Raw genomic sequence first — 24,233 nt, 5'->3', positions numbered from 1 at the left:
GGCACCAGTCGTGTGGACCCGGCGGCCACGAGGAGAGGACAAAGCATGAAAACCGACATTCACCCCGAGTACGTGGAAACCCAGGTGACCTGCGGCAGCTGCGGGAACACCTTCACCACGCGCAGCACCCGCACCAGCGGCAACCTCGCCGTCGAGGTGTGCTCGAACTGCCACCCGTTCTACACGGGCAAGCAGAAGATCCTGGACACCGGCGGTCGCGTCGCCCGCTTCGAGGCCCGCTACGGCCGTCGCCCGCAGGGCGCTCGCACCAAGAAATAGCCGAGCCGGCGGCGCCTGCCACCGCGACGCGCGGAGGCGGGCGCCGTTTTGCTGCTCGTGCAGTCGGCTCGTAGTGAAGGTGGGTCATCCGTGGATACGTCGAAGCTCGAGGACTTGGTCGCCGAGCATGCCGAGCTGGAGCAGCGGCTGGCCGACCCGGAGGTCCATGCCGACCAGGCCCACGCGCGCAAGCTGGGCAAGCGCCACGCCGAACTGACGCCCATCGTGCAGACCGTGCGCCGGTTGGAGCAGGCCCGTTCCGACCTGGCCACCGCGCGGGAACTGGCGGGCGAGGACGCCGGCTTCGCCGAGGAGGCGGACGAGCTGGCGGAGACGGTTCCGGAGCTGGAAACCAAGCTCACCGAGCTGCTGATCCCCCGCGACTCGCGGGACTCCTCCGACATCCTCCTGGAGATCAAGTCCGGTGAGGGCGGTGAGGAGTCCGCGCTGTTCGCGGGCGACCTGCTGCGTATGTACCTGCGTTTCGCCGAGCGTCAGGGCTGGCGTGCCGAGGTGCTCGGTGCCACCGAATCCGACCTGGGCGGTTACAAGGACGTCACCGTGGCGGTGAAGAACAAGGCCGCGGGCACGGAACCGGACGGTGTCTGGTCGCAACTGAAGTTCGAGGGCGGAGTCCACCGGGTGCAGCGCGTGCCGGTCACCGAGTCCCAGGGCCGGGTCCACACCTCGGCCGCCGGGGTGCTGGTGTATCCCGAGCCCGAGGAGGTCGAGGTCGAGGTCGACGAGAAAGACCTGCGCATCGACGTTCACCGTTCCTCCGGGCCGGGTGGTCAGAGCGTGAACACCACCGATTCGGCGGTACGGCTCACCCATCTGCCGACCGGCATCGTGGTGTCCTGCCAGAACGAGAAGTCCCAGCTGCAGAACAAGCTCCGGGCCATCCAGGTGCTGCGGGCACGCCTGCAGGCGATCGCCGAGGAAGAGGCCGACCGCGAGGTCGCCGAAACCCGTCGCAGCCAGGTTCGCACCGTGGACCGTTCGGAACGGGTGCGCACCTACAACTTCCCGGAGAACCGCATCTCCGACCACCGGATCAACTTCAAGGCCTACAACCTCGACCACGTCCTCGACGGCGACCTCGATGCCGTCATCACGGCACTGGTCACGGCCGACCGGCAGGAGCGGCTGGACTCCGACACGTGAGGATCCGCCGGAACGGGTCCTCGTGCCCGGGCTGGTCCCTCGAGCGAAAAAATCGGCCCGAAGACAGGTACCGGGGTTCCGCCTGCCGCACCACTGCGCAAGCCGATCCGCGCACTCTCTAAGCTTGCCCCGTGAGTCGACAACCGCTGCGCCTGGCCATTCTGGAAGCCGAACGCGTCCTGTCCTCGGCAGGCGTGGCGAGCCCGCGTACCGACGTGGAGTTGCTGGCCGCCCACCTGCTCGGGGTGGAACGCACCAAACTGATGATGGTCCCGCTGGTGGATCCCGCAGTGGTCGAGGCGCTGCAGGAGCTGGTACGTCGGCGTGCCGCGCGAGTGCCGCTGCAGCACCTGACCGGAACCGCCACGCTGGGCAACGTCACGCTCGCCGTCGGCCCGGGTGTGTTCGTGCCGCGCCTGGAGACCGAGCTGCTGTTCGAATGGGGGCTGGCGAGCCTGGAGGGGGTGGACAACCCCGTGGTCGTGGACCTGTGCACCGGCTCGGGGGCACTGGCGCTGGCCCTGGCCAACGCGCGCCCCGATGCCGCGGTGCACGCCGTCGAGAAGGATGCCACGGCGCTGTCCTGGGCGCGCCGCAATGCCGAGGAGCGGGTGCGCTCCGGTGACACCCCCGTCCGGCTGTATGCCGGGGATGTGGCCGAACCGACGCTGCTGCTGGAGCTCGAGGGGCTGGTGGACCTGGTGGTGTGCAACCCGCCCTACGTTCCGGACGGGACACCGGTCCCTCCCGAGGTCGGCGAGCACGACCCGGGCGAGGCGGTCTTCGGCGGCCGGGACGGTCTCGACGTGGTGCGGCACGTGGTCGGCTGCGCGGCGCGGCTGCTGCGGCCGGACGGGTACGTGGCCGTCGAGCACGACGACACCCACGGAGGGTCGGTGCCCGCCCTGCTGTCGGCGCGACGGGTGCTGACCGCTGTCGAGGAGCACACCGACCTCGCGGGCCGGCCTCGTTTCGCCACTGCCCGCCGGACCGCCCCGCCCCGGCCCCGCATGGTGATGCACGCGCCGGAGAGGTGACCGGCACGGGCGGGCGCGGTACGGGCATGCGCGGCCGCCGGGCGGGTGCCGTGGGCAGTTCACTCGTGCGGAGGGCCGAGCCAACCGCCGTGATGGGCGCAGGAAGCCAGCCTCTCGCCATCCCGATCGAGCACGAGCGCCGAGCCCCATCGAAACCCCGCGGATGCGGTCCCGCCGGGACCGTCCGAGGCGGGACTGGCCATGGGTGCCTCCAGCCCGATCCGCACCGCTCCCGCATCGCGGACGGTCGCCACGAATGCCCGTGCCCGCTCCGCGTCGACGTAGGCCAGCACCGCCGAGTGCACCACGACCGGTGTGGCTGCCGCAGGTGCCTCGGCGAGCAGAGCCGGAAGGTCGCCGACGAGGTCGCCGCTGCGCACGTGCGGCGGGTCGGCTTCCGCGAGGGAGCGGGCCCGTTCCAGCCGCTCGGCCCGGGCGGGCATGTCCGGCCACACGAGACACCGCAACCAGCGCATGTCCCGCTCGTCGGTGACGTCCAGCGGATTGCGATCGAGTCCCGCGCGCCAGGCGATGTCCGGGATCCACCGCGGAATCGGCGCCCCCGGGCGAAGTTCACAGTCCAGCCTGCAGTCCCCGGCACCGAGCGAGGCGGTGCGCACGCCGCGGTACTCGTAGCGGTAGCGGTCCAGCAGCAGGCACAGTCCCGCACTGGCTCCGACCTCGATCAGGGCGAGCGGCTGCGGAAGATCCTGCAACGCGGGCAGCAGCGCGGCGCACCGGCCGGGCTCGTTGGTCTGAGTGGAGCGCGCTCGCATGGTGCCGCTGACGGCCTCCCAGGCCGTCGAGGCGCGGCCGAGCAGGTCCGGGCCGTCCACCGGGATCGAGCCGGTGGCGAAACGCACCGCGGCGAGGAACAGTGCCGGCTGGTGACACCGCGCGGGCAACGCGGCGATGCGCCCGCAGAGCTCGGGATCGTCGGCCACCGCGTTCGCCAGGGCCGCGTAGTGCGGGGAGGAGGGCGACGCCTCCTGCCCGGCGAAGGCCCGGTAGCGCTCGGCGATCTCGTTCGCGGTGGTCATGACGGCATCCTCGTCCGGTCTCGCCGCGCGCTCAATGCCCGCCGTTGACGAACTCCCGCAGGAAGGCGTTGAACTCGTTGGGCCGTTCCCGGTTCACCCAGTGCCCGGCACCGGGCACGATCCGCAGTTTCGATCCCGGGATGGCCCCGGCCGCTTCGCGCGCGGCGGACACGGGCACCATCGCATCCCGCTCACCGTGGATGAGCATCGTGGGGCAGTGGATCCGGCCGAGGTGGGGAAGGTGATTGACCCGCATCGAGCGCCGCCCCACCGCGTCGGTCATCCAGTCGGTGAACACCGACCCGCAGGTACGCAGCTCGGCGCGCACCTCGTCGAGGATGTGTTCCAGGTCGGGGACCGAGTGCGGATCGCCGAAGGCGCCGCGTGCCAGGTACCGGCGGCTGAGCCCCCGGTGCAGGGGCAGCAGTCGGGCGATGAGGGGCCCGGCGAAGCGCGTCCGCAACAGCAGGTGAAGCAGCACCTGCTTGTCGACCCGGGGCTGCAGCCCGCCGGAGCCGGCCAGAACCAGCCCACCCACGCGCTGTGGGTGCCGCAACGCGAATCCGGTGGCGATGCTGCCGCCCATGGACAGGCCGACCAGGGTCGCCTCCTCGAGCCCCCACGAGTCGAGCAGCCAGCGCAGCACTTCCTCCAGATTGCGCTGGTCCGCCCGGCCGGTCCACTCGACGCTGCCGCCCCGGCCGGGGAGATCGGGCACGTGCACGCGGTGATCCACCGCGAGCGCCGGGATCGTGTGCCGCCAGGCCAGCAACCCGTTGTCGATCCCACCCCCGTGCAGGAGGACGACCGGCGGGCCGCTGGATCCGGCGCGGTAGTAGCGGATCCTCCCGGCCGGATACTCGACGTGCTCGATCTCGACACCCTGCGGTGGGGCGGTCATCTGAACTCCAACTCTCCTTCTACCGGCCCGGCCGGTTCGTGATCAGGTCCCTGATCGACATCGATATCGGTGACCGGGTTGCTACATCCGCCTGCACGCACGTGGGCGTGCCGGACGATTCGTCAGGATATTCCGGCAGGCGCAAGGTCGCACCGCGCGCACGCCGCCATCGCGGGCGTGCCAGGATCACACCCGTGAGCACGGTCTACGACTGCAAGCGTCCGGACACTCGGCAGGCGGGGCTGACCGCGGCCGCCAACACGGTGCGGTCCGGTGGGCTCGTCGTGTTGCCCACCGACACGGTCTACGGCATCGGCGCCGATGCCTTCGATCCCAGCGCGGTGGGATCGCTGCTGGCGGCGAAGGGACGGGGGCGAGACATGCCCGTTCCGGTACTGGTCGGCTCCTGGTCCACGGTGGACGGCCTGGTGCTGTCGGTGCCGCAGCAGGCCCGCGCTCTGATCGAGGCCTTCTGGCCCGGGGGGTTGTCCCTGATCCTGCCGCAGGCACCGTCGCTGGCCTGGGACCTCGGTGACACGCGGGGAACCGTGAACCTGCGGATGCCGCTGCATCCCGTGGCGCTGGACCTGCTGCGGGAAGTGGGGCCGATGGCGGTGTCGAGTGCCAACAGCACCGGCAACCCCCCGGCGCTCACGGCCGAGCAGGCGCGGGAGCAGCTCGGTGACGCGGTTTCGGTCTACCTGGAATCCGGGCCCAGCGAGCATCAGGTCGCTTCGACCATCGTGGATCTGACCCAGGCCCGGCCGCGCGTGCTGCGCGAGGGTGCGGTGGACTCGGCCGCGCTGTCGGAGGTCCTCGGCATGGAGGTCACCGCCGAGTAGCGGCGGCGATCCGAGTGGTGCGGGTGCCGTGGGCCGACCCTTCACTGCGCCGGACCGGTGACGAACTCCCGGAGCGTGGCCCGATAGCGTGAACGTGCGGATGCGCAACGTGGACTGTGAGGAGGAACACCGAACTGTGACGATGCCGTTGTGGGGTGTGGACGCCGAGCTCGTGCGGCCCGTGGCCGTCCGCTGCTGAGCCGCCGCCGTGGGCAACACACCAGCGTGGGCACCCGCCGGTCTCCCGGCGCGGGAGTACCTGCTCATCTGTCTGACGTCGGCGGCGGTCACGTTCCTGTTCACCGGACTCGTCCGGATGCTGGCTCTCCGGAGCGGCGCGGTTGCTCATCCGCGGCGCCGGGACGTCCATCTCGCGCCGATTCCCCGGATGGGCGGCGTGGCGATGTACCTGGGCGTGCTCGGTGGCATGTTCGTGGCCAACAACCTGCCCGCCCTCTCGCGGAGTTTCGACTACTCCAACGACGCTCTCGCCGTGATCCTCGCCGGCGGCCTGATCACGGTGGTCGGTGCGCTCGACGACCGCTTCGAACTGGACTCGTTGACGAAACTCGCCGGTCAGGTCACCGCTGCCGGAATCCTGGTGCTGATGGGCGTGCGCTGGTTCATGCTGCCCTCGAGCGGCCATGCCAGCGAGGTCGGCTCGGTACTGGTGCTCAGCCCCAACCAGGGGCAACTGCTGACCGTCCTGCTCACCGTCGCGATGATCAACGCGATGAACTTCGTCGACGGGCTCGACGGCCTGGCCTCCGGCATCGGGCTGATCGCCGCGAGCGCCACCTGCGCGTTCTGCCTCGGGTTGTTGCAGAACCAGAACGGTGATGTCACCGCCTACCCGCCCGCCCTGATCGCCGCCACCATCGCCGGGGCCTGCCTGGGGTTCCTTCCGTACAACTTCCAGCCCGCGCAGATCTTCATGGGCGATTCGGGGTCGATGCTGATCGGTCTCATGCTCGCGGCGGCCAGTACCACCGCTGCCGGGAAGATGGACCCGACCAGCTTCACCGCCGAGGACGCGCTCGGGCTGTTCGCGCCGCTGATCGTCGTGGTGGCGGTGCTGTTCGTGCCGCTGCTGGACCTGGTCCTGGCGGTGGTACGCCGTACCCGCGCGGGAAAGAGTCCCTTCCACGCGGACAAGATGCACCTGCACCACCGGCTGCTCGAGATCGGGCACTCGCAGCGGCGTGCGGTGCTGCTCATCTACCTGTGGGCGGGTGTGCTCGCGTTCGGCGCGGTCTCGCTCACGCTGTTCAACGTGCTCGCGGTGGCCTGGGTGATGGGCTCCGTGGCGCTCGTGGCCGGTATCATTTCCCTTGTTCCCAGGATGCGGGCCAGATGACGAGAGCCAGATGAATTCTTCCACCGGGCGGCTTCTGCCCGAGACGATCGACCCCGGCACGGAGACCACCGAAACCACGGTGCTTCGGCTCGCGACGGCGATGCTGCGGCCCGCGCTGTGGTCGACCCTGGTGGTGGGTCTGGTCGCCGTCCTGATCGCTGCGGTGCCTGCCGGCCTCGCGGGGGCTGTCGGTGCCGTTTCCGGGGCGTTGCTGGTGATCGCCTGCTGCTGGTTCAACATCGCGGTGATGCGGTGGACGGCGCGAGCGCAGCCGGGCACGGTGATGGCGGCGGCCATCGGCGGCTACTGCGGCAAGTTCGTGGTGCTGCTGACGCTGCTGCTCGTGGTGCGCGAGACCGCGTGGTTCGACATCCACGCGTTCGCCCTGTCGATCCTGGCGGCGGCGGCGGTGTGGACCGGTGGCGAGCTCGTCGGCTTCCTGCGGGGGCGGGTGGCCACCGTCACGCCTGTACCCAGCGATATCGCGGCCGGTGCGGGTTCAGGTGCCGAATAACCGGCTGGTAACCTGCGGCTGCAATGAACGCCTCGTCCGGCAAAACCCCTGATCACGGCGACAATGGCCATGATCGGCGGGCAGATCCGTGGACCGCTGTGGCTTACATGCTCTCGGGTCCGCTGTTCTACGGCCTGGTCGGATGGGGACTGGACGAGTGGCTGGGTACGACCCTGTTCCTGCCTCTGGGGCTTGTCGGAGGTGGGGCCGCTTCCGTGTACCTGGTGTACGTCAGGTACGTTAAGTCCTGATCGTGAAGATTCCCTCGAAGGTGTGGCTCCGGGTCAGTCCGGGGCAGCACTTCGGGAGAACCGGAAGGAGCCCAGGTGAGCACACCGGTGCTGGCTGCTGACGGAGGGGAATTCCAACCCCCCGGAGTCGGCAGTTTCGACTTCCCGCCGATCGTGGCCGGGATCACCAAACCGATGGTGCTGCTGGTTCTGTCGATCATCATCGTCGGCGTCTTCTTCTGGGCAGCCCTGCGCAAGTCCTCGCTCGTGCCCGGCAAGATGCAGTTCGCCGCGGAGAGCACGTACGACTTCGTCCGCAACAGCATCGGTCGCGACATGATCGGGGGTAAGGATCTCCGTCCTTACCTGCCGCTGCTGGTCACCGTGTTCACCTTCATCCTGGTGAACAACGTCTTCGGGTTCGTGCCGTTCTTGCAGCTTCCGACCATGTCGAATCCCGGTGTTCCCTACGGGATCGCGCTCATCGTCTGGCTGGTTTACAACGGTGCGGGCTTCGCGCGGCACGGTGCGGTCGGTTACCTCAAGCACCAGACCTGGCCGCCCGGCGTTCCCGGTTGGATTCGGCCGCTGGTGACCCCTCTCGAGTTCATTTCGAACATCCTGGTGCGGCCGTTGACGCTGTCCCTGCGACTGTTCGCCAACATGTTCGCGGGTCACCTCGTCCTGCTGGTGTTCATCTTGGGCGGCGAGTACTTGCTGCTGCACGGCGGTGTTCTGGGCATGGTGGCCGGGCCACTTGCCCTGATTCTGAGCATCGTCCTGATGTTCTTCGAGTTGGTGATCCAGTTCCTGCAGGCCTACATCTTCACCATGCTCACCGCCAGCTACATCGGCGGTGCCGTGGCGGAGGAGCACTGACACGACCCGATCCGCAACCTGTGCGGACCGAGTGAAAGGAAGCATTCACGGTGGAAGGCAACATTGCCATTCTTGGCTACGGTCTCTCGGCCATCGGCCCCGGTATCGGTATCGGCCTGATCTTCGCCGCCTTCATCAACGGCACCGCCCGCCAGCCGGAGGCTCGCGGCGTGCTCCAGGGCATCGCGATCCTGGGCTTCGCGCTGGCCGAGGCGCTGGCGATCTTCGGTCTGGTGCTGGCATTCGTCTTCCAGTGATCCAGTCCGGTTGAGCGAGGAGAGATCGTGTTGAACGAGAACACCACGGTGCTGGCCCAGGGAGGACCCAACCCCCTGTTCCCGCACATTCCCGAGACCATCATCGGTCTGATCTCGTTCGCGATCCTGTACTTCTTCGTCCACAAGTACGTTGTGCCGCGCTTCGAGAAGATCTACCAGGAGCGCAGCCAGCGGATCGAAGGCGGGATCGCGCGAGCGGAAGAGGCCCAGGCCGAGGCTCAGCGCACCTTGGAGCAGTACAAGGAGCAGTTGGCAGAGGCCCGCTCCGAGGCTGCTCGGATCCGTGACGACGCCCGTGCCGAAGGTCAGCAGATCGTCGAGGAGATGCGGGCCCAGGCGCAGGCCGAGTCCGACCGGATCGTCAACCAGGGTCAGGCTCAGCTCGCCGCTCAGCGATCCCAGATCGTGGCGGAGCTGCGCGCGGACCTGGGGCGTCAAGCCGTGGACCTGGCGAGTCGCGTGGTCGGGGAGTCCCTCGAGGACGAGACTCGTCGTCGCGGAACCGTGGACCGGTTCCTCGACGAGCTGGAAGCCACTTCCGCCCCGTCCGGATCGACCTCGTCGTAATCGAACAGGGTCTACAAGGGCTCCGCAGACCGATGGTCCGAGCAAAGCCGGGGCCGGCAGAGCTGTTGCCCATTGGGTTGGGCCTTGCGAAGGAAGGGCCCGGAGAGGAAGGCTGAGAGTTGAGCACTCTCGTGAACGCCGCGAGTCGCGACGCGCTGGCAGCCACCGAGCTGCAGTTGCTCCAGGCCACTGATGGAGCAAGTCCCGCGGAGATCACCGGGCTCGCCGACGAGCTGTTCAACGTGGCCGCGCTGCTGTCCGGCGAGTCCACGCTGCGGCGTGCGCTCGCCGACACCTCCACGGCCCCGGGATCCAGGCAGGACCTGGCCCGGGAGCTGCTGGCGGAACGGCTCGGCGCACGGGCTCTGCCGGTCGTGGTCGAGGCCGTGGGATCCCGCTGGTCGAATCCCGGCGACCTGGTCCGCGGACTGGAGCGACTGGCTCGGACCGCCCTGCTGGTGCAGGCCGAGCGGGCCGGCCGGCTCGATGCGGTCGAGGACGAGCTGTTCCGGCTGGGTCGGATCATCGGTGCGCAGCCGGAGTTGGAGCGTCTGCTGTCGGATCCGACGGCGGACTCCGACGGCAAGGCCGCGGTTGCGGACCAGCTCATCGACGGCAAAGTTGAATCGGTCACACAGAGCCTGGTTCGCCAGCTCGTGTCCCGCTCGCACGGGCAACATGTCAGTGAGGGCTTGGAAGAGCTGGCCGAGCTGTCGGCGCGGCGGCGGGAACGGTCGGTGGCCCACGTCCGCTCGGCGATGGCGCTCACCGATGCCCAGCAGGAGCGGCTCGCGGCCACGCTGCAGCGGATCTACTCGCGGCCCATCACAATCCACCTGGAGGTGGATCCCGAGCTCGGAGGTGGGCTGGTGATCCGGATCGGTGACGAGGTCATCGACGGCAGCACGGCAGGACGTCTGCAAGCTCTGCGGAGCAATCTCGGACACTGACGTCGCAGACCGAACTGCCCCACTCCCTTAGCGAACAACGAACCGAGAGCAGGAACGAGACATGGCGGAGCTGACGATCTCGTCGGACGAGATCCGCAGTGCGATCGAGAAATACGTCTCCAGCTACTCCCCGGAGGTCAGCCGCGAGGAGGTCGGCGTCGTCACCGATACCGGTGACGGCATCGCCCATGTCGAGGGCTTGCCTTCGGTCATGACGGAGGAGCTGCTCGAATTCCCGGGTGGCGTCTACGGCGTCGCGATGAACCTCGACGCCCAGTCCATCGGTGCGGTCATCCTCGGTGAGTCCGACTCCATCGAGGAGGGCCAGGAAGTCCGGCGCACCGGCCGGGTGAGTTCGGTGCCGGTGGGCGACGGCTTCCTGGGCCGCGTGGTCAACCCGCTGGGCGAGCCCATGGACGGCCTCGGCGACGTGGCCGCCGACGGCCAGCGTGAGCTGGAGCTGCAGGCCGCCTCGGTGGTCCAGCGCCAGGAGGTCAACGAGCCGCTGCAGACCGGGATCAAGGCCATCGACTCGATGACCCCCATCGGCCGCGGTCAGCGTCAGTTGATCATCGGTGACCGCAAGACCGGGAAGACCACGGTCGCGGTCGACACGATCATCAACCAGAAGGGCAACTGGGACAGCGGCGACCCCGAGAAGCAGGTGCGCTGCGTCTACGTCGCGGTCGGCCAGAAGGGTTCGACGATCGCCGGTGTCAAGCGCCGCCTGGAGGACGCGGGTGCGATGGAGTACACCACCATCGTCGCCGCCCCTGCCGCGGACTCGCCCGGCCTGAAGTGGCTGGCCCCCTACGCCGGGTCCGCCCTGGGGCAGCACTGGATGTACGACGGCAAGCACGTCCTGGTCGTCTTCGACGACCTGACCAAGCAGGCCGATGCCTACCGTGCGATCTCGCTGCTGCTGCGGCGCCCGCCGGGCCGTGAGGCCTACCCCGGTGACGTGTTCTACCTGCACTCCCGCCTGCTGGAGCGCTGCGCGAAGCTCTCCGACGACATCGGCGGAGGATCGATGACCGGCCTGCCGATCATCGAGACCAAGGCCAACGACGTGTCGGCCTACATCCCGACCAACGTCATCTCCATCACCGACGGGCAGTGCTTCCTGCAGTCCGACCTGTTCAACGCGGGCCAGCGCCCGGCGATCGACGTCGGTACCTCGGTGTCCCGTGTCGGTGGTTCGGCGCAGATCAAGGCCATGAAGACTGTCACCGGCTCGCTGAAGATCGACCTGGCGCAGTTCCGCGAACTGGAGGCGTTCTCGGCGTTCGCCTCCGACCTGGATGCCGCGTCGAAGGCCCAGCTCGACCGGGGTGCCCGGATCATGGAGGTCCTCAAGCAGGGCGAGGGTGAACCGCTCCCCGTCGAGGAGGAGGTCGTCTCGCTGTACTTGGGCACCAAGGGGTACCTGGACACGCTGGACGTCGACGATGTGCGTCGCTTCGAGACCGAGTTCCGTGCTTACCTGCGTCGCAATCACGAGACGGTGCTCAAGGACATCGTGGAGAGCAAGAAGCTCTCCGACGACGCCGAGAAGACGATCGTCGAGTCGGTGGAGGAGTTCAAGAAGCAGTTCACCGCTTCCCACAGCTCCGAGGCCGGTTCGGAGGAGCACCAGGCGCAGGCCCTGAACGCGGGCGAGGTGGGCCAGGAGACCGTGAAGGTCAACCGCCCCGCCCAGGACGACAAGAAGTGACCGGGTAGTCATGGCACAGCTTCGGGAACTACGCGACCGGATCCGGTCGGTTCAGTCGACCAGGAAGATCACCAAGGCGCAGGAGCTCATCGCCACCTCGCGCATCATGAAGGCGCAGGCCAGGGTGGAGGCATCGCGCCCGTACGCCGACGAGATCACGCGCGTGCTGTCGGCACTGGCCGATGCGAGCCCGCTCGACCACCCGTTGTTGCAGGAGCGGGACAACCCCAAGCGCGCCGGAGTGCTGGTGGTCACCAGTGACCGCGGGTTCTGTGGTGCCTACAACGCCAACGTGCTGCGGGCGACGGAGGAGCTCATGACTCTGCTGCGCGAGCAGGGCAAGACTCCCGTGCTGTACGTGATCGGTCGCAAGGGCCAGGACTACTACCGGTTCCGCAACCGGGAGATCGCGCGGAGCTGGACCGGCTTCACCGATCGGCCGGACTACGCCAACGCGGCGGATGTCGGCGAGACGATGGTCAAGGCCTTCATGGCGGGTGCCGACGACTACGTCGACGAGGCCGACCCGGACGCGACCCTCGGAGTGGACGAGCTTCACCTCGTGCACACCGAGTTCGTCTCCATGCTCAACCAGAAACCCACCGTCCGGCGGATCGCTCCGCTGGAGGTGGAGTACTCGGAGTCCCCGGAGACTCTGCGCCCGGCCTACGACTTCGAGCCGGAAGCACAGACCCTGTTCGGGGAACTGCTCCCCAAGTACATCAACACCCGCCTGTTCGCCGGGTTGCTGGATTCGGCGGCGTCGGAGCACGCGGCCCGTCGGAGCGCCATGAAGTCGGCCACGGACAATGCGGACGAAATCGTGCGCAACCTCAGCCGTGAGGCCAACCAGGCCCGCCAGGCCCAGATCACCCAGGAAATCAGCGAGATCGTCGGTGGTGTCGAGGCGCTCTCGTCTGCAGGAAGTGAGTGACATGACTGCTACTGCCATTAGCACCGCTACTGGCACCGGCCGCGTCGTCCGGGTTCTCGGCCCGGTCGTGGATGTCGAGTTCCCGCGCGACCAGGTGCCCGACCTCAACAACGCACTGACCGTCGAGATCACCGCCGGCGGGATGGCCAACACCGTCACGCTGGAGGTGGCTCAGCACCTCGGTGACAACGTCGTGCGGACCATCGCCATGCAGCCGACCCAGGGGCTGGTGCGGGGCGTCTCGGTGTCCGACTCCGGGGGGCCCATTTCCGTGCCGGTCGGTGAGGTGGTCAAGGGACACGTCTTCAACGCCCTCGGCCACTGCCTCGACGAGCCGGGTTACGCCGGTGACGCCGAGCGCTGGAGCATCCACCGCAATCCGCCGGCGTTCGACCAGCTCGAGGGCAAGACCGAGCTGCTGGAGACCGGCATCAAGGTGATCGACCTGCTGACCCCCTACGTGCAGGGCGGCAAGATCGGTCTGTTCGGTGGTGCCGGTGTGGGCAAGACGGTGCTCATCCAGGAGATGATCCGCCGTGTTGCCAAGAACTTCGGCGGTACCTCGGTGTTCGCCGGTGTCGGTGAGCGGACTCGTGAGGGCAACGACCTGTGGGTCGAGATGTCGGAGTCCGGCGTGCTCGCCGACACCGCTCTGGTGTTCGGCCAGATGGACGAGCCGCCCGGCACCCGTATGCGCGTGGCGCTGTCCGGGCTGACGATGGCGGAGTACTTCCGCGACGTCGACCAGCAGGACGTGCTGCTGTTCATCGACAACATCTTCCGCTTCACCCAGGCGGGTCAGGAGGTCTCCACGCTGCTCGGCCGGATGCCCTCGGCCGTGGGGTACCAGCCGACGCTGGCCGACGAGATGGGCGATCTGCAGGAGCGGATCACCTCCACGCGGGGTCGTTCGATCACCTCGATGCAGGCGATCTACGTGCCCGCCGACGACTACACCGACCCGGCACCGGCGACGACGTTCGCCCACCTGGACGCGACCACGGAGCTCTCGCGTGGGATCTCCCAGAAGGGTATTTACCCGGCTGTGGACCCGCTGACCTCCACCTCCAACATCCTGGAGCCGGGCATCGTCGGTGACGAGCACTACCGGGTCGCTCAGGAGGTCAAGCGGATCCTGCAGAAGTACAAGGAGCTGCAGGACATCATCGCCATTCTGGGTATGGACGAGTTGTCCGAAGAGGACAAGGTGACGGTCTCGCGTGCGCGTCGCATCGAGCGCTACCTGTCGCAGAACTTCTTCGTGGCCAAGCAGTTCACCGGTCAGGAGGGCTCCTTCGTGCCGCTGAAGGAGACCGTCGAGGCGTTCGACAAGCTCTGCCGTGGCGACTTCGACCACTACCCGGAGCAGGCGTTCCTGTCCATCGGTGGCCTCGACGACCTGGAGCAGGCGTACAAGAAGTACACCGAGCAGTGACCCGTTCGTGCCCTGCCGCAAGGCGGGGCACGGAACAGGAGTCGGAGCAGGTGCCCGCTTCTGACGGGTTCGACGGGAGCCGGGATCCGATGTGATCCCGGCCCTCGTCATATGCGGCGGTGGGTGGTTTCCGCGTGGAAGTGGCCCACTTGCCGCTGTAAGGGGCCACGGCCGCTCCGGAAAGCATTGGATAGACTGACCCACACACCCGACGAAGGAGACGCGCGTGGCCAACATGTCCGTGCAACTGGTCGCTGTGGAGCGCCGGCTGTGGTCTGGTGAAGCGACCACCGTTGTGGCTCAGACGACCGAGGGTGAGATCGGTATCCTGCCCGGGCACGAGCCGTTGCTCGGCCAATTGGTCGAGGGCGGGGTCGTCACGATCACCACTCCCGACCACGAGACCGTGACCGCTGCGGTGCACGGCGGCTTTCTGTCGGTCACCGACGAAGTGGTCAGCATTCTGGCCGAGTCGGCGGAGCTGGCGCACGAGATCGACATCGCTCGGGCGCGCCAGGAAGCCGAGGGTGCAGACGAGCAAGCCCGAACGCGGGCGAGGACCCGACTTCGGGTGGCCGGCCAGTCGGTCTGACGGCCCGCACGGATGGGGGCGCCGGTCGTGTGGTACGCAGTGATCGCCACGCTGCTGATCGCTGCGCTCCTGCTCGGACTCGGCACATTGCTGCTCGCGTGGCGGCGGTTGCGGCAATTGCGGACGGGCGGGATCGACGTCGCTCTGCGAGCCTACCGGGAGGAGCCCGGACGTGGCTGGCATCTGGGGGTCGCACGCTACCGGGGTGAGGAATTCGCCTGGTATCGCGCGTTGAGTGTGCGATCCGGCCCCAATCGGGTGTTCAATCGCGGCGACATGGAGATCGTCACTCGACGGGAACCGGCGATGGCCGAGGCGTACACGATGCCCGTCGGGGCGGTCGTGTTGCATCTGTCCCGCCCCGGGGACGACATCGAGGTGGCCATGGGCCCGGACGCGCTGACCGGATTCCTGTCGTGGCTCGAATCCGCCCCTCCCGGTTCCTCCGCCCCGTGGGCCTGCTGAACAGGGTGTGTGGCTTGGCTTGGGGATGGGGCGTGTCGAGTGCGGGTGGCTCCTCCGGCTCGGCAGGGAGTTGCTGCAGACTGTGTGTGTGGTCGATTCATTGACTGGACAGCCGGTTCCGGACATCACCATCGAACCCGAGCCGATCGACAGCCCCGAGGCACGCTGGGCGCTGGATCGCTACGTCGCGGATCTGAACGAGCGCTTCCCCGGCGGGTTCGACACGAGCCGGGCTGCGCCACCGGACCCCGGTGACTTCGTGCCACCCAACGGAGTCTTCCTGCTGGTACGTGCCGAGGGCGAAACCGCGGGCTGCGGTGCGCTGCGGACCGAGAGCGGCGGGATCGCCGAGATCCGGCGGATGTGGATCTCACCGAGGCTGCGCGGCAGGGGAGCGGGCCGGAGGCTGCTGGCGGCGCTGGAGACGCACGCCCGCGAGTACGGCTGCAGCAGGGTTCGGCTGGACACCGCCGCCGAGCTGGAGGAAGCCAGAGCCCTCTACGCCTCGGCCGGATACGTGGAGATCGACGCGTACAACGAGAATTCCTATGCCCGGCACTGGTTCGAAAAAGACGTCGGTCGACGATCCTCGGTCTCGTAGGCTGTGCTCGTGCGGATCGAGACCGTTCCTTACGACCACCCGGACGCTCAGCGTCTGATCGAGGAAGTTCAGCAGGAGTACGTCGTGCGCTACGGGGAGCAGGACACCACTCCGGTCGACATCGACGAGTTCACGGCACCTCGTGGGTTGTTCCTGATCGGCTACCGCCACGAGCAGCCGATGGTGTCCGGTGGCTGGCGGGCTCACGAGAGCGACGAGCCGGGTTTCCGGGACGGGGATGCCGAGCTCAAGCGGATGTATGTCGTGCCCCGTGCGCGCGGGCTCGGCCTCGCGCGGGCCATGCTGGCAGAGTTGGAGCGCACTGCGGCGCGGGCGGGCCGCCGCCGGGTGTTGCTGGAGACCGGCCTGCGTCAGCCGGAGGCGATCGGGCTGTACCGGTCCTCCGGTTACCACGAGATCGAGAAGTTCGGCGTGTATCGGTGTGAACCCGACAGCCGCTGCTTCGCGAAGAACCTGTAGCCCGCCGAGTGAGCGGAGTGAACGGAACTTTCGTTACTTCTATACGGGCGAAAGTTCCGTTCACTCGGTTTTTGTCAGGCGTTTCCTCCGGGGCGCCACAGCACGTCCCCACCGGGATTGGCGATGCGGGCCAGGATGAACAGCAGGTCCGACAGCCGGTTGAGGTATTTGGCGGGCAGATCACCGGTGCGCTCGGGGTCGTCGGCGAGCAGGGCCCAGGCGCCACGCTCGGCGCGCCGGGCGACACACCGCGCCTGGTGCAGCAGCGCACCGCCGGGGGTTCCGCCCGGAAGGATGAACGAGTCGAGCTTGCTCAGCTGTGCGTTGTACTCGTCGCACCAGTTCTCGAGGCGGTCGATGTAGGCCTGGGTGACGCGCAGCGGTGGGTATTCCGGTGCTTCGACGACCGGAGTGGCCAGGTCGGCGCCCACGTCGAACAGGTCGTTTTGGACGGCACCGAGAACACGGATGATCTCGGCGTCGAATGTGGCTGTGGCCAGGGCCACCCCGAGTACGGAGTTCGTTTCGTCCACGTCGGCGTAGGCGATCAGTCTCGGGTCGGTCTTGTGGACCCGGGAGTTGTCCGACAGGCGCGTCTGGCCCGCGTCACCGGCCCGCGTGTAGATCTTGGTCAGGTGGACACTCATGGACCCAGCCTAAGCGGTCGCGGTACCGGAGTGGCGATCATCCGGGCGTACTTCGGGTCACGCTGTGCAGCCCAACCCGCGTTCAGCTGTGACCGTGCCTCGGCCGTAACCTGGTTGTCCGTGAGTGAGTACTTCCGGGTACACGGCGGCACGCGGCTTGCCGGCGAGGTCGGCGTGGTCGGCGCGAAGAACAGCGTGCTGAAGTTGATGGCCGCAGCACTGCTGGCCGAGGGCACGACCACGATCACCAATTGCCCGGAGATCCTGGACGTCCCCCTGATGGGAGACGTGCTGCGCAGCCTCGGTTGCGAGGTCGAGACCGACGGCGCCACCACTACCATCACGGTCCCGCCCGAGATCAGTCACGAAGCCGTATCGGTACACATGACCAGGCTTCGCGCTTCGGTGTGCGTGCTCGGCCCGCTGGTCGCCCGGTGCCGCCGCGCGGTGGTGACTCTGCCGGGAGGCGATGCGATCGGGGTCCGACCGCTGGACATGCATCAGAACGGCCTGCGCCAGTTGGGCGCGACCAGTCATATCGAGCACGGCGCGGTGGTCGCGGAGGCGCAGAACCTGCGCGGCGCGCAGATCTGGTTGGACTTTCCCAGCGTGGGGGCGACGGAGAACATTCTGATGGCCTCGGTGCTGGCCGAGGGAACCACGGTGATCGACAATGCCGCGCGCGAACCGGAGATCGTCGACCTGTGCGTCATGCTGCAGCAGATGGGCGCCCGGATCGAGGGAGCGGGGACCTCGACGCTGACCGTGCACGGTGTGTCCTCGCTGAAGGCGGTCGAGCACCGCGTGATCGGCGACCGGATCGTCGGGGCCACCTGGGCGTTCGCCGCCGCGGCGACGCGCGGCGATGTCACCGTCCGCGGGGTGGAACCCCAGCATGTGAATCTGGTGCTGGAGAAGCTGCGCAGTGCGGGCGCGGAGGTCAGTACCGGCGACGAGAGCTTCCGTGTCGTGATGAAGTCCCGGCCGTATGCCGTGGACTACGTGACCCTGCCGTTTCCCGGGTTTCCGACCGATCTGCAGCCGATGGCGCTGGCGCTGTCCGCCGTGGCCGACGGCACGTCGATGATCACCGAGAACCTGTTCGAGTCGCGTTTCCGGTTCATCGAGGAGATGGTCCGGATGGGGGCGGACGCGCGCACCGACGGACATCATGCCGTGGTGCGCGGCCTGGAGCGTCTCTCGAGTGCCCCGGTGTGGGCCTCGGACATCCGGGCGGGAGTGGGGCTGGTGCTGGCCGGCCTGTGCGCGGACGGGGTCACGGAAGTGGGCGACATCTTCCACATCGACCGCGGCTACCCGCACTTCGTGGACAACATCCGCGGGCTCGGTGCACATGTCGAGCGCGTGACGGATTGACGAAGAGGGTGTGCGGCTTGGCTTGGGTGACGGTGCGGGTGGCGGAACCTTCGGAGAGGCCTGGCACCGTGGTCACCCCGACCACCGCTCGTGGCCCTGCGCCGGTCACTGCCCGTCGGTCACGACCTTGCCCGCCTCGACGTGCACGGGAACCGTGCCGAGCGGCCGCTCGGCCGGGCCGTTGACGACGTCGCCGGTGCTCGACTCGAAGACCGAACCGTGGCAGGGGCAGTGCAGCCGGTTGCCGTTGGGATTGACGGTGCATCCCATGTGCGTGCACACGGCGCTGAAGGCAGCCACCTCGCCCTGCCGGGGTTGCGCCACGATGACGGGTTTGCCGTCGGGGGCGGTCGCGGATACCGCCCCGCCGACGGGGACGTCGGCGAGATCGACGAGTGCGGCGCCGGACTGCGACGGTGCCTGCGTACCACCGGGTGTGTTCGAGGGACTGGGCTCCCCGGTCAGCTTCGACCCCTGGTAGGAACCGTCGGCGCACGCGGAGAGCGCGGCGGCACCGATACCGGCTCCTCCGGCCGCCAGCAGGTGACGACGTGATGTGAGATGTTCGGAAGTCATGATCGTCCTTGCCGTGAATGCGGGCCCGGTCGCGATGCGGGGAGGCGGGAGGCCCACCCGTCACCGCATCGCACCGTGCGATCATGGCATATGGTGCGAATCCGACCGTTGTTGCCAGAATATCCCCGCGGGCGGTCGCCGTGTCGTGACTGCGTGTTCCGACAGGTGAAGGTGTGAGATGAGTACTGACCGAGCCACCGGTACGGCGAGCGCTTCTGCCCGGCAGGTCGGAGCGGAGTTGCTCAGAGGACTGACCGCGGCCGGACTTCTCATGTCGGCGGTGGTGCATTTCGAGCTCTGGGCGCAGGGCGTCGACGAAGTGCCGGTGATCGGCCCGCTGTTCCTGCTCAACGCGATTGGTGGGCTGGTGATCGCGTTGGCCGTGCTGACCTGGAAGCACTGGCTGCCGGTGCTGGCCTCGATCGGTTTCAACGTGCTGACCCTCGTCGCGTTCGCGCTGGCCGTCACGGTCGGACTGTTCGGGTCCCAGGAGGTCGCCGCGGGGGTGCCCCAGGCGCTGGCCGGTATCGCCGAACTCGTCGCGCTGGTGTGCGCGGTGGCGCTTCTCGTCGTCGGCACCCGCTCCCGCGTGCGGTGACGACGGCGGTTGAAGCCACCACCGCGCCGGATCGTGCTGAAAGCGCTCCTTACGGACCTGCGGCGACACGCAGACCGAGGGCGACCATGGCGGTGCCGGTCAGGCGTTCCAGAGTCAGGCGGACCCGGTGTCGGGTCACGAATCGCTGCAGGCTGCCGACCAGCCACGACGCCAGGCGCCACCAGGTGAGACCGACCGCCAGGAAGGACAGGGCGAGCACGATCGAGGTCATCGCCTGCGGTTCCTCGGGGGAGACGAACTGCGGGATCAGCGTCAGGAACAGGATGATGATCTTCGGGTTGAGCAGGTTGCTGATCAGTCCCTGCCGGAAGGCGGCTCGTTTGGTGATCCCGGAACGTGCGGGGTCCTGCGCCGCGCCGGTCGGCTCCACGGCCGCGCCGAGCGGATTGTTGCGATGGCGCCAGCTCTTCCACAGGGTGCTCGCACCGAGCCACACCAGGTAGGCGGCACCGGCGATCTTGACCACGGTGTAGGCGGCCGCCGAGGCCGCCAGCAGCGCGGACAGGCCGGCCACCGAGGCCGCGGCATGCACGAGCAGCCCGGAGCAACATCCCAGACCGGTCCACCACATCGCCGACGTGCCGCCTCGCAGGCTGTTGCGCAGCCCCAGCGCGGTATCCGGGCCGGGGGCGACCGTGATCAGGACGGCCAGCAGCAGGAAGGGAAGCAGTTGATCGGGCATCGCTGCCAGGGTAGTCACGCGGGGACGTAGGGAGTGAACGGAACTTTCGCCCGCATAGAGCTCACGAAAGTTCCGTTCACTCGGTTTCTCGTTCGCCTGTCGCCGGCGATTGCCGTATTTCCGCCCGCACGGAACGATTCGTGTCGCCGATGCGTTGACAGCACACCTTCACTTCCGGACGTCTCGACACGAGGAGTGCTGCGTGACCGTCGCTGCCGAGAACCCTGCCGCCGAGCAGGTGGTCGAACTGCACCGCCAGACCGAGATCCTCATCGACAAGGGGCTTCCCGCGCTGGCGGGGATGACCGAGGCGGCGTTTCGCGCCCTCGTCGCACCGCTCGAGGCGCGGCTGCCGGAGGAGCCGTTCGTGCTGGTCACCTCCGGGGCGATCGTGCCGCTCGGCCGACTCGCCGAACTGGCGAGCCTCAAGGGCAAACGCGGCTTCACCACGATGGAGGCCGAGGACATAGCCCGCTTCGCCCCGACCTCCGACCTGACGCTGCCCGAGTCGCCGGTGTATCTGATCGCCGACGTCGACACCGGCGGGGAGACGCTGAACGTCCGACCGGACGACGCGCTGCCGCGGATGCACGCGGCCGGTCGGACCCCGCTCACCCTCGACGAGGGCCTCGGGCTCGTGCTGCAGCATCCCGAGTGGCTGCGCGAGCGCAACTGCTTCGAGATGCTGGGCTCACGGGCCGGGGACAAACGCGTCACCGGAATCTGGGTGAGCAAGGGATCGCCCCGGCTCGGGTGGTGCTGGGGCGGCAACCCGCACACCTGGCTGGGCATGGCCTCGGCCGCCCGGCGCATCGGCTGACAGGTCGAAGCCCCGGCTCGGTCAGGATCGAAGAGCCGCTGTGTGTCCGGGGGAATGTTCGTGGGGCAGGAAACGCACGGAGGGCCGGCCGTCCGGTCCGTCCGGGGTCACGATGGCGCGAACGTTGTAGACCTCGGCGATGAGTTCCTCGGTGAGGATCCGTGCCGGGGTGCCTGCCGCGACGGCCCGGCCTTCCTCGAGGACCACGAGGTGATCGCAGAACATCGCGGCCAGGTTGAGGTCGTGCAGCGCGATCACGCTGGTGACCGGGATGCGGGTGACGAGGGCGAGCAGTTCGAGCTGGTGCTGAATGTCGAGGTGGTTAGTCGGCTCGTCCAGCAGCAGTTCTCGCGGTTCCTGGGCGAGGGCACGGGCGATCTGCACCCGCTGCCGTTCTCCTCCGGACAAGGTGTGCCACGATTGCGCGACCTTGTCCTCCAGCCTGGTGTACTCGATGGCCGCGCGCACCGCGGAGTCGTCCGCGGCCGAAGGGGCGGACCACGCCCTGCGGTGCGGGATGCGGCCCAGCCGGACGACGTCGAGCACGCTCATGTCGATCTCGGTGGTCGCGTGCTGCTCGACGACGGCGACCCTCCGCGCGATCGCTGTGCGGGACAGCTTTTCCAGCGGGGTGCCGTCGAGACTCACCACGCCCGACGACGTGGCACACACGCCCGCCAGCAACCGCAGCAGCGTCGATTTCCCCGAACCGTTCGGGCCGAGCAGCCCGATCGTCGATCCGGGGCGGGGTTCGAGGCTGATGCCGTCGACGATCATCCTGCCGCCGGCCCGCCACGAGACGTTCTCGGCACGCAGGCTCATGTCGCGACTCCTCCTTGCACGGTTATCGCACCTTCCGGCTTCGGTAGAGGATGAACACGAACACGGGCACCCCGATCAGCGAGGTCACCACTCCGACCGGGAGCTCTTGCGGGGTGAGGACGGTGCGCGCGGCCGTATCGACCCACACCAGGAAGACCGCTCCGGCCAGCGCTGTGGACGGCAGCAGCCGTCGGTGACCGGGACCGACGATGGCACGTGCGATGTGCGGCAGTACGAGACCGACGAATCCGATCGCCCCGGCGGCACTCACCAGCGTCGCCGTCAACAGCGCGGTCACGACGAGCAGGAGCAGTCGGGTTCGGGCGACGGAGACACCGAGTGAAGCCGCAGCGTCGTGCCCGAAGGTGAACGCATCGAGTGCCGTGGCCTTGGCGGCGCACACCAGCAACACGGCGCCCAGGACGGAGGCGCACAGCCCCACGTGGAACCAACTCGTGCCGCTCAGCGACCCCAGCAGCCAGAACAGCACGCCGCGTGTCTGCTCGGCGTTGGCCGAGGACATCACGATGAACGAGGTCAGCGACGAGAACAGTTGCATTGCCGCGACACCGGCGAGGATCACGCGGTCCGTCGTCCCGCCCACGGCGTGGGAAAGCAGCAGCACGAGGGCGAATGAGCACAGCGCTCCGAGGAAAGCGCCTGCGGACAGCGACACCGCACCGCTGCCGATGCCCAGGATCACCACCAGCACCGCCCCCGTGGACGCGCCCGAGGAGATGCCGAGCACGAACGGGTCGGCGAGCGGGTTGCGCAGCAGCGACTGCATGATCACCCCGCACATCCCGAGGCCCGCGCCGCACACGGCGGCGAGCAACGTGCGCGGAAGGCGCAGATCCCAGACGATGCCGTCGCGAATCGGGGAAAGTCCCGATTCGCCCAGGCCGATGTGTTCGGCGACGACCGCGACGACGTTGCCGACGGCGATGTCGGCGGGACCGATGGTGATCGCCACCGCTGTCGACAGGAGCAGGAGCGCCGGACCACCGGTCCACAGGACCGCGGCTCCCCGCACCCCGGCGCGGGCCATGAGCGCACTCAATCGACGAGCCCGAACTCGCGCAGGGCCTCGACGACCTTCTCGACCCCGTCGACCGTGCGGATCGACGGGTTCATGGCGGCGCCGCTCAGCAGGATGTAGCGCCGGTTCCGGACCGCGTCCATGTGCCGGGTGACCGGATGGGACTCGAGGAACTCGATCTTGTTCGCGGCTGTTTCGGCGGTCTGGCTCTTGCGGGTGAGGTCGCCGAGGACGAGGACGTCGGGGTTGCGGCCGGCGACGGTTTCCCAGTTGATCTGGGGCCACTCCTTGCTGGTGTCGTCGAAGACGTTCTTCGCCCCGATGGCCTCGGTGATGATGCCCGGCGCGCCACAGCAGCCCGCCATGTACGGCGACTCGGAGTTGGCGAACCAGTAGAGCATGGACACGCCGCTGGCATCGATGTCCTTCGTGGCCGCGTCGAGGCGCCCCCGCAGTTCGGCGATCAGTTCCTCGCCGCGCTCGGCGACCCCGAAGATCCGCGCGAGGTCGCGGATCTCGCCGTAGATGCTGCGCATCCGCAACGGTTCGGCGCGGGAGCCGTCGCCGTCACCCTGGTTGTTCTTGATGCAGTCCGCCGGGGACACGTACGTCGGCACGCCGAGCTTGTCGAAGTCGGCACGCGAGGACACCTTGTCCATGGTGGACACGAACGAGGCGGACACGAAATCCGGTTCCTCGGCGAGGACCCGTTCGAAGGAGGGCGCGTTGTCCGCCAGCCGGGGGACCGTGGCGTTGGCCGCCTCGAGCTCCTTCAGCACCGGATCGGTCCACTTCGCGGTACCGACCATCCTGTCGGCGAGACCGAGGGACAGCAGAATCTCGGTCGATCCCTGATCGAGCGAGGCCGCCCGCTCGGGCGGGGCCTCGATCGTGATCCGCTTGCCACAGTTGTCGATCGTTCTCGGAAAGCCCGCGGGACTCTCCTGCGCCCGTCCGGAGGAGGAGCTTCCTCCGCACGCGGTGAGCAGTCCCGCGATGAGGAGGAGCAGGCCGACGATCGGCACCATACGGCGCGAAGGCGCCATGGGGCTTCCTTTCCATCGAGGCTCAGTCGCGGAGCCTGGTGGTCGTGTTGCTCTCGGTCACCGCAACGGCGACCGGAGGTGCCAGCAGGTTTTCGGACTCGGGATCATGCGGACGAGGCGCCTTCCCGGATGAGCATCCAGTGGCCGATGCCGCGCCCGTCACCCTCACCGCTGCGCGTCAGTTCCGGATTCGCACCGGATTCCCTGACCCCACACGGGGATGGACTGGCAGGGGCAAGCTATCAAAGATCGCGAAGGCCCGCTCCGAACCCATTGCCCGATCCGACTCCGGCGCCGCCGCGTCATGAGTGATTGGATCGGTGGCCTGCCACCACACACTGTGGGG

29 protein-coding genes and 1 riboswitch are annotated in these 24,233 nt (G+C 68.2%); of the genes, 21 read left to right on the top strand and 8 right to left on the bottom strand.

Features of this window, described 5'->3' with window-relative positions; genetic code table 11:
* The first annotated feature begins 45 nt into the window (after window positions 1-45).
* From rpmE to prmC, 3 genes are all read left to right on the top strand, one after another.
* Window positions 46-279, top strand: a complete 234-nt coding sequence (rpmE, locus tag DFQ14_RS07490) for a 50S ribosomal protein L31 (RefSeq protein WP_114452369.1) — start codon at window positions 46-48, stop codon at window positions 277-279.
* A 90-nt stretch (window positions 280-369) separates the two neighbouring features.
* Window positions 370-1,443, top strand: coding sequence for a peptide chain release factor 1 (prfA, locus tag DFQ14_RS07485; protein ID WP_114452368.1), 1,074 nt, complete (start codon window positions 370-372; stop codon window positions 1,441-1,443).
* A gap of 131 nt (window positions 1,444-1,574) precedes the next feature.
* Complete coding sequence (prmC, locus tag DFQ14_RS07480; protein WP_114452367.1) at window positions 1,575-2,480, top strand: peptide chain release factor N(5)-glutamine methyltransferase; 906 nt, start codon at window positions 1,575-1,577, stop codon at window positions 2,478-2,480.
* Window positions 2,481-2,539: 59 nt separating this feature from the next.
* Here the strand turns inward: prmC and DFQ14_RS07475 are convergent, their stop codons facing one another.
* Together DFQ14_RS07475 and DFQ14_RS07470 are read right to left on the bottom strand one after the other, a co-directional pair.
* The gene (locus tag DFQ14_RS07475) at window positions 2,540-3,520 is read right to left on the bottom strand and encodes a DUF2332 domain-containing protein (protein WP_114452366.1); all 981 of its coding nucleotides are present in this window, start codon (window positions 3,518-3,520) and stop codon (window positions 2,540-2,542) included.
* Window positions 3,521-3,551: 31 nt separating this feature from the next.
* On the bottom strand, window positions 3,552-4,421 hold the full coding sequence (locus tag DFQ14_RS07470) for an alpha/beta fold hydrolase (RefSeq protein WP_114452365.1): 870 nt from the start codon (window positions 4,419-4,421) through the stop codon (window positions 3,552-3,554).
* A 194-nt stretch (window positions 4,422-4,615) separates the two neighbouring features.
* On the opposite strand from DFQ14_RS07470, the gene DFQ14_RS07465 reads away from it, so the two are divergent.
* The 15 genes from DFQ14_RS07465 (at window position 4,616) to DFQ14_RS07395 (ending at window position 16,259) form a co-directional block, all read left to right on the top strand.
* Window positions 4,616-5,263, top strand: coding sequence for an L-threonylcarbamoyladenylate synthase (locus tag DFQ14_RS07465; protein WP_114452489.1), 648 nt, complete (start codon window positions 4,616-4,618; stop codon window positions 5,261-5,263).
* Window positions 5,264-5,471: 208 nt separating this feature from the next.
* Window positions 5,472-6,620, top strand: a complete 1,149-nt coding sequence (locus tag DFQ14_RS07460) for a glycosyltransferase family 4 protein (protein ID WP_114452364.1) — start codon at window positions 5,472-5,474, stop codon at window positions 6,618-6,620.
* Window positions 6,621-6,630: 10 nt separating this feature from the next.
* Window positions 6,631-7,134, top strand: coding sequence for a Cg1360 family ATP-synthase-associated protein (locus tag DFQ14_RS07455; RefSeq protein ID WP_114452363.1), 504 nt, complete (start codon window positions 6,631-6,633; stop codon window positions 7,132-7,134).
* 23 nt (window positions 7,135-7,157) lie between these two features.
* Window positions 7,158-7,385, top strand: a complete 228-nt coding sequence (locus DFQ14_RS07450) for an AtpZ/AtpI family protein (RefSeq protein WP_114452362.1) — start codon at window positions 7,158-7,160, stop codon at window positions 7,383-7,385.
* A 75-nt stretch (window positions 7,386-7,460) separates the two neighbouring features.
* A complete protein-coding gene (gene atpB / locus DFQ14_RS07445; RefSeq protein WP_114452361.1) occupies window positions 7,461-8,243 on the top strand; it encodes a F0F1 ATP synthase subunit A in 783 nt (260 codons plus the stop codon).
* Window positions 8,244-8,293: 50 nt separating this feature from the next.
* Complete coding sequence (atpE, locus tag DFQ14_RS07440; RefSeq protein ID WP_114452360.1) at window positions 8,294-8,500, top strand: ATP synthase F0 subunit C; 207 nt, start codon at window positions 8,294-8,296, stop codon at window positions 8,498-8,500.
* A 30-nt stretch (window positions 8,501-8,530) separates the two neighbouring features.
* Window positions 8,531-9,088, top strand: a complete 558-nt coding sequence (locus DFQ14_RS07435) for a F0F1 ATP synthase subunit B (RefSeq protein WP_114452488.1) — start codon at window positions 8,531-8,533, stop codon at window positions 9,086-9,088.
* Window positions 9,089-9,207: 119 nt separating this feature from the next.
* Window positions 9,208-10,038, top strand: coding sequence for a F0F1 ATP synthase subunit delta (locus tag DFQ14_RS07430; protein WP_114452359.1), 831 nt, complete (start codon window positions 9,208-9,210; stop codon window positions 10,036-10,038).
* 61 nt (window positions 10,039-10,099) lie between these two features.
* Window positions 10,100-11,752 carry a F0F1 ATP synthase subunit alpha gene (gene atpA, locus DFQ14_RS07425; protein WP_114452358.1) on the top strand — a complete coding sequence of 551 codons (1,653 nt, stop codon included), beginning with the start codon at window positions 10,100-10,102 and terminating at the stop codon, window positions 11,750-11,752.
* 10 nt (window positions 11,753-11,762) lie between these two features.
* The gene (locus tag DFQ14_RS07420; protein ID WP_114452357.1) at window positions 11,763-12,686 is read left to right on the top strand and encodes a F0F1 ATP synthase subunit gamma; all 924 of its coding nucleotides are present in this window, start codon (window positions 11,763-11,765) and stop codon (window positions 12,684-12,686) included.
* A gap of 1 nt (window position 12,687) precedes the next feature.
* Window positions 12,688-14,121 carry a F0F1 ATP synthase subunit beta gene (gene atpD, locus DFQ14_RS07415; RefSeq protein ID WP_114452356.1) on the top strand — a complete coding sequence of 478 codons (1,434 nt, stop codon included), beginning with the start codon at window positions 12,688-12,690 and terminating at the stop codon, window positions 14,119-14,121.
* A 226-nt stretch (window positions 14,122-14,347) separates the two neighbouring features.
* Complete coding sequence (locus DFQ14_RS07410; protein WP_114452355.1) at window positions 14,348-14,713, top strand: F0F1 ATP synthase subunit epsilon; 366 nt, start codon at window positions 14,348-14,350, stop codon at window positions 14,711-14,713.
* A gap of 12 nt (window positions 14,714-14,725) precedes the next feature.
* Window positions 14,726-15,178 (top strand): DUF2550 domain-containing protein, encoded by a 453-nt coding sequence (locus DFQ14_RS07405; protein ID WP_114452354.1) that lies wholly within the window; start codon window positions 14,726-14,728, stop codon window positions 15,176-15,178.
* Window positions 15,179-15,266: 88 nt separating this feature from the next.
* Window positions 15,267-15,779, top strand: coding sequence for a GNAT family N-acetyltransferase (locus DFQ14_RS07400; protein ID WP_246195677.1), 513 nt, complete (start codon window positions 15,267-15,269; stop codon window positions 15,777-15,779).
* Window positions 15,780-15,788: 9 nt separating this feature from the next.
* Window positions 15,789-16,259: a GNAT family N-acetyltransferase gene (locus DFQ14_RS07395; protein ID WP_114452486.1), complete on the top strand. Its 471-nt coding sequence runs from the start codon at window positions 15,789-15,791 to the stop codon at window positions 16,257-16,259.
* A gap of 74 nt (window positions 16,260-16,333) precedes the next feature.
* On the opposite strand, the gene DFQ14_RS07390 is transcribed toward DFQ14_RS07395, so the two are convergent.
* Complete coding sequence (locus DFQ14_RS07390) at window positions 16,334-16,906, bottom strand: cob(I)yrinic acid a,c-diamide adenosyltransferase (protein ID WP_114452353.1); 573 nt, start codon at window positions 16,904-16,906, stop codon at window positions 16,334-16,336.
* A 120-nt stretch (window positions 16,907-17,026) separates the two neighbouring features.
* Between DFQ14_RS07390 and murA the strand changes: the two genes are divergently transcribed.
* Entirely contained in the window at window positions 17,027-18,283 is a 1,257-nt protein-coding gene (murA, locus tag DFQ14_RS07385) for a UDP-N-acetylglucosamine 1-carboxyvinyltransferase (RefSeq protein WP_114452485.1), read from the top strand.
* Between the two features lie 105 nt (window positions 18,284-18,388).
* Here murA and DFQ14_RS07380 read toward each other — a convergent pair whose 3' ends face one another.
* A complete protein-coding gene (locus DFQ14_RS07380; RefSeq protein ID WP_114452352.1) occupies window positions 18,389-18,859 on the bottom strand; it encodes a QcrA and Rieske domain-containing protein in 471 nt (156 codons plus the stop codon).
* A gap of 178 nt (window positions 18,860-19,037) precedes the next feature.
* Between DFQ14_RS07380 and DFQ14_RS07375 the strand changes: the two genes are divergently transcribed.
* Window positions 19,038-19,457, top strand: coding sequence for a hypothetical protein (locus tag DFQ14_RS07375; protein ID WP_114452351.1), 420 nt, complete (start codon window positions 19,038-19,040; stop codon window positions 19,455-19,457).
* A 49-nt stretch (window positions 19,458-19,506) separates the two neighbouring features.
* Here the strand turns inward: DFQ14_RS07375 and DFQ14_RS07370 are convergent, their stop codons facing one another.
* A complete protein-coding gene (locus DFQ14_RS07370; RefSeq protein ID WP_114452350.1) occupies window positions 19,507-20,160 on the bottom strand; it encodes a LysE family translocator in 654 nt (217 codons plus the stop codon).
* Between the two features lie 202 nt (window positions 20,161-20,362).
* On the opposite strand from DFQ14_RS07370, the gene DFQ14_RS07365 reads away from it, so the two are divergent.
* Entirely contained in the window at window positions 20,363-20,980 is a 618-nt protein-coding gene (locus tag DFQ14_RS07365; protein WP_246195678.1) for a DUF5701 family protein, read from the top strand.
* A gap of 21 nt (window positions 20,981-21,001) precedes the next feature.
* On the opposite strand, the gene DFQ14_RS07360 is transcribed toward DFQ14_RS07365, so the two are convergent.
* Genes DFQ14_RS07360 through DFQ14_RS07350 form a run of 3 tightly spaced genes read right to left on the bottom strand, consistent with a single transcriptional unit; the run spans window position 21,002 to window position 23,887 of the window.
* Window positions 21,002-21,802 (bottom strand): ABC transporter ATP-binding protein, encoded by an 801-nt coding sequence (locus DFQ14_RS07360; RefSeq protein ID WP_114452349.1) that lies wholly within the window; start codon window positions 21,800-21,802, stop codon window positions 21,002-21,004.
* 22 nt (window positions 21,803-21,824) lie between these two features.
* On the bottom strand, window positions 21,825-22,850 hold the full coding sequence (locus tag DFQ14_RS07355; protein ID WP_114452348.1) for a FecCD family ABC transporter permease: 1,026 nt from the start codon (window positions 22,848-22,850) through the stop codon (window positions 21,825-21,827).
* Between the two features lie 8 nt (window positions 22,851-22,858).
* Window positions 22,859-23,887 (bottom strand): ABC transporter substrate-binding protein, encoded by a 1,029-nt coding sequence (locus tag DFQ14_RS07350; RefSeq protein ID WP_114452347.1) that lies wholly within the window; start codon window positions 23,885-23,887, stop codon window positions 22,859-22,861.
* A 66-nt stretch (window positions 23,888-23,953) separates the two neighbouring features.
* Window positions 23,954-24,132: riboswitch (cobalamin riboswitch) on the bottom strand.
* Window positions 24,133-24,233 lie beyond the last annotated feature (101 nt).

Source organism: Halopolyspora algeriensis, from assembly GCF_003337235.1.
Classification (GTDB): Bacteria; Actinomycetota; Actinomycetes; order Mycobacteriales; family Pseudonocardiaceae; genus Haloactinomyces; species Haloactinomyces algeriensis.
This window is presented reverse-complemented; position numbering and strand designations above follow the sequence as displayed.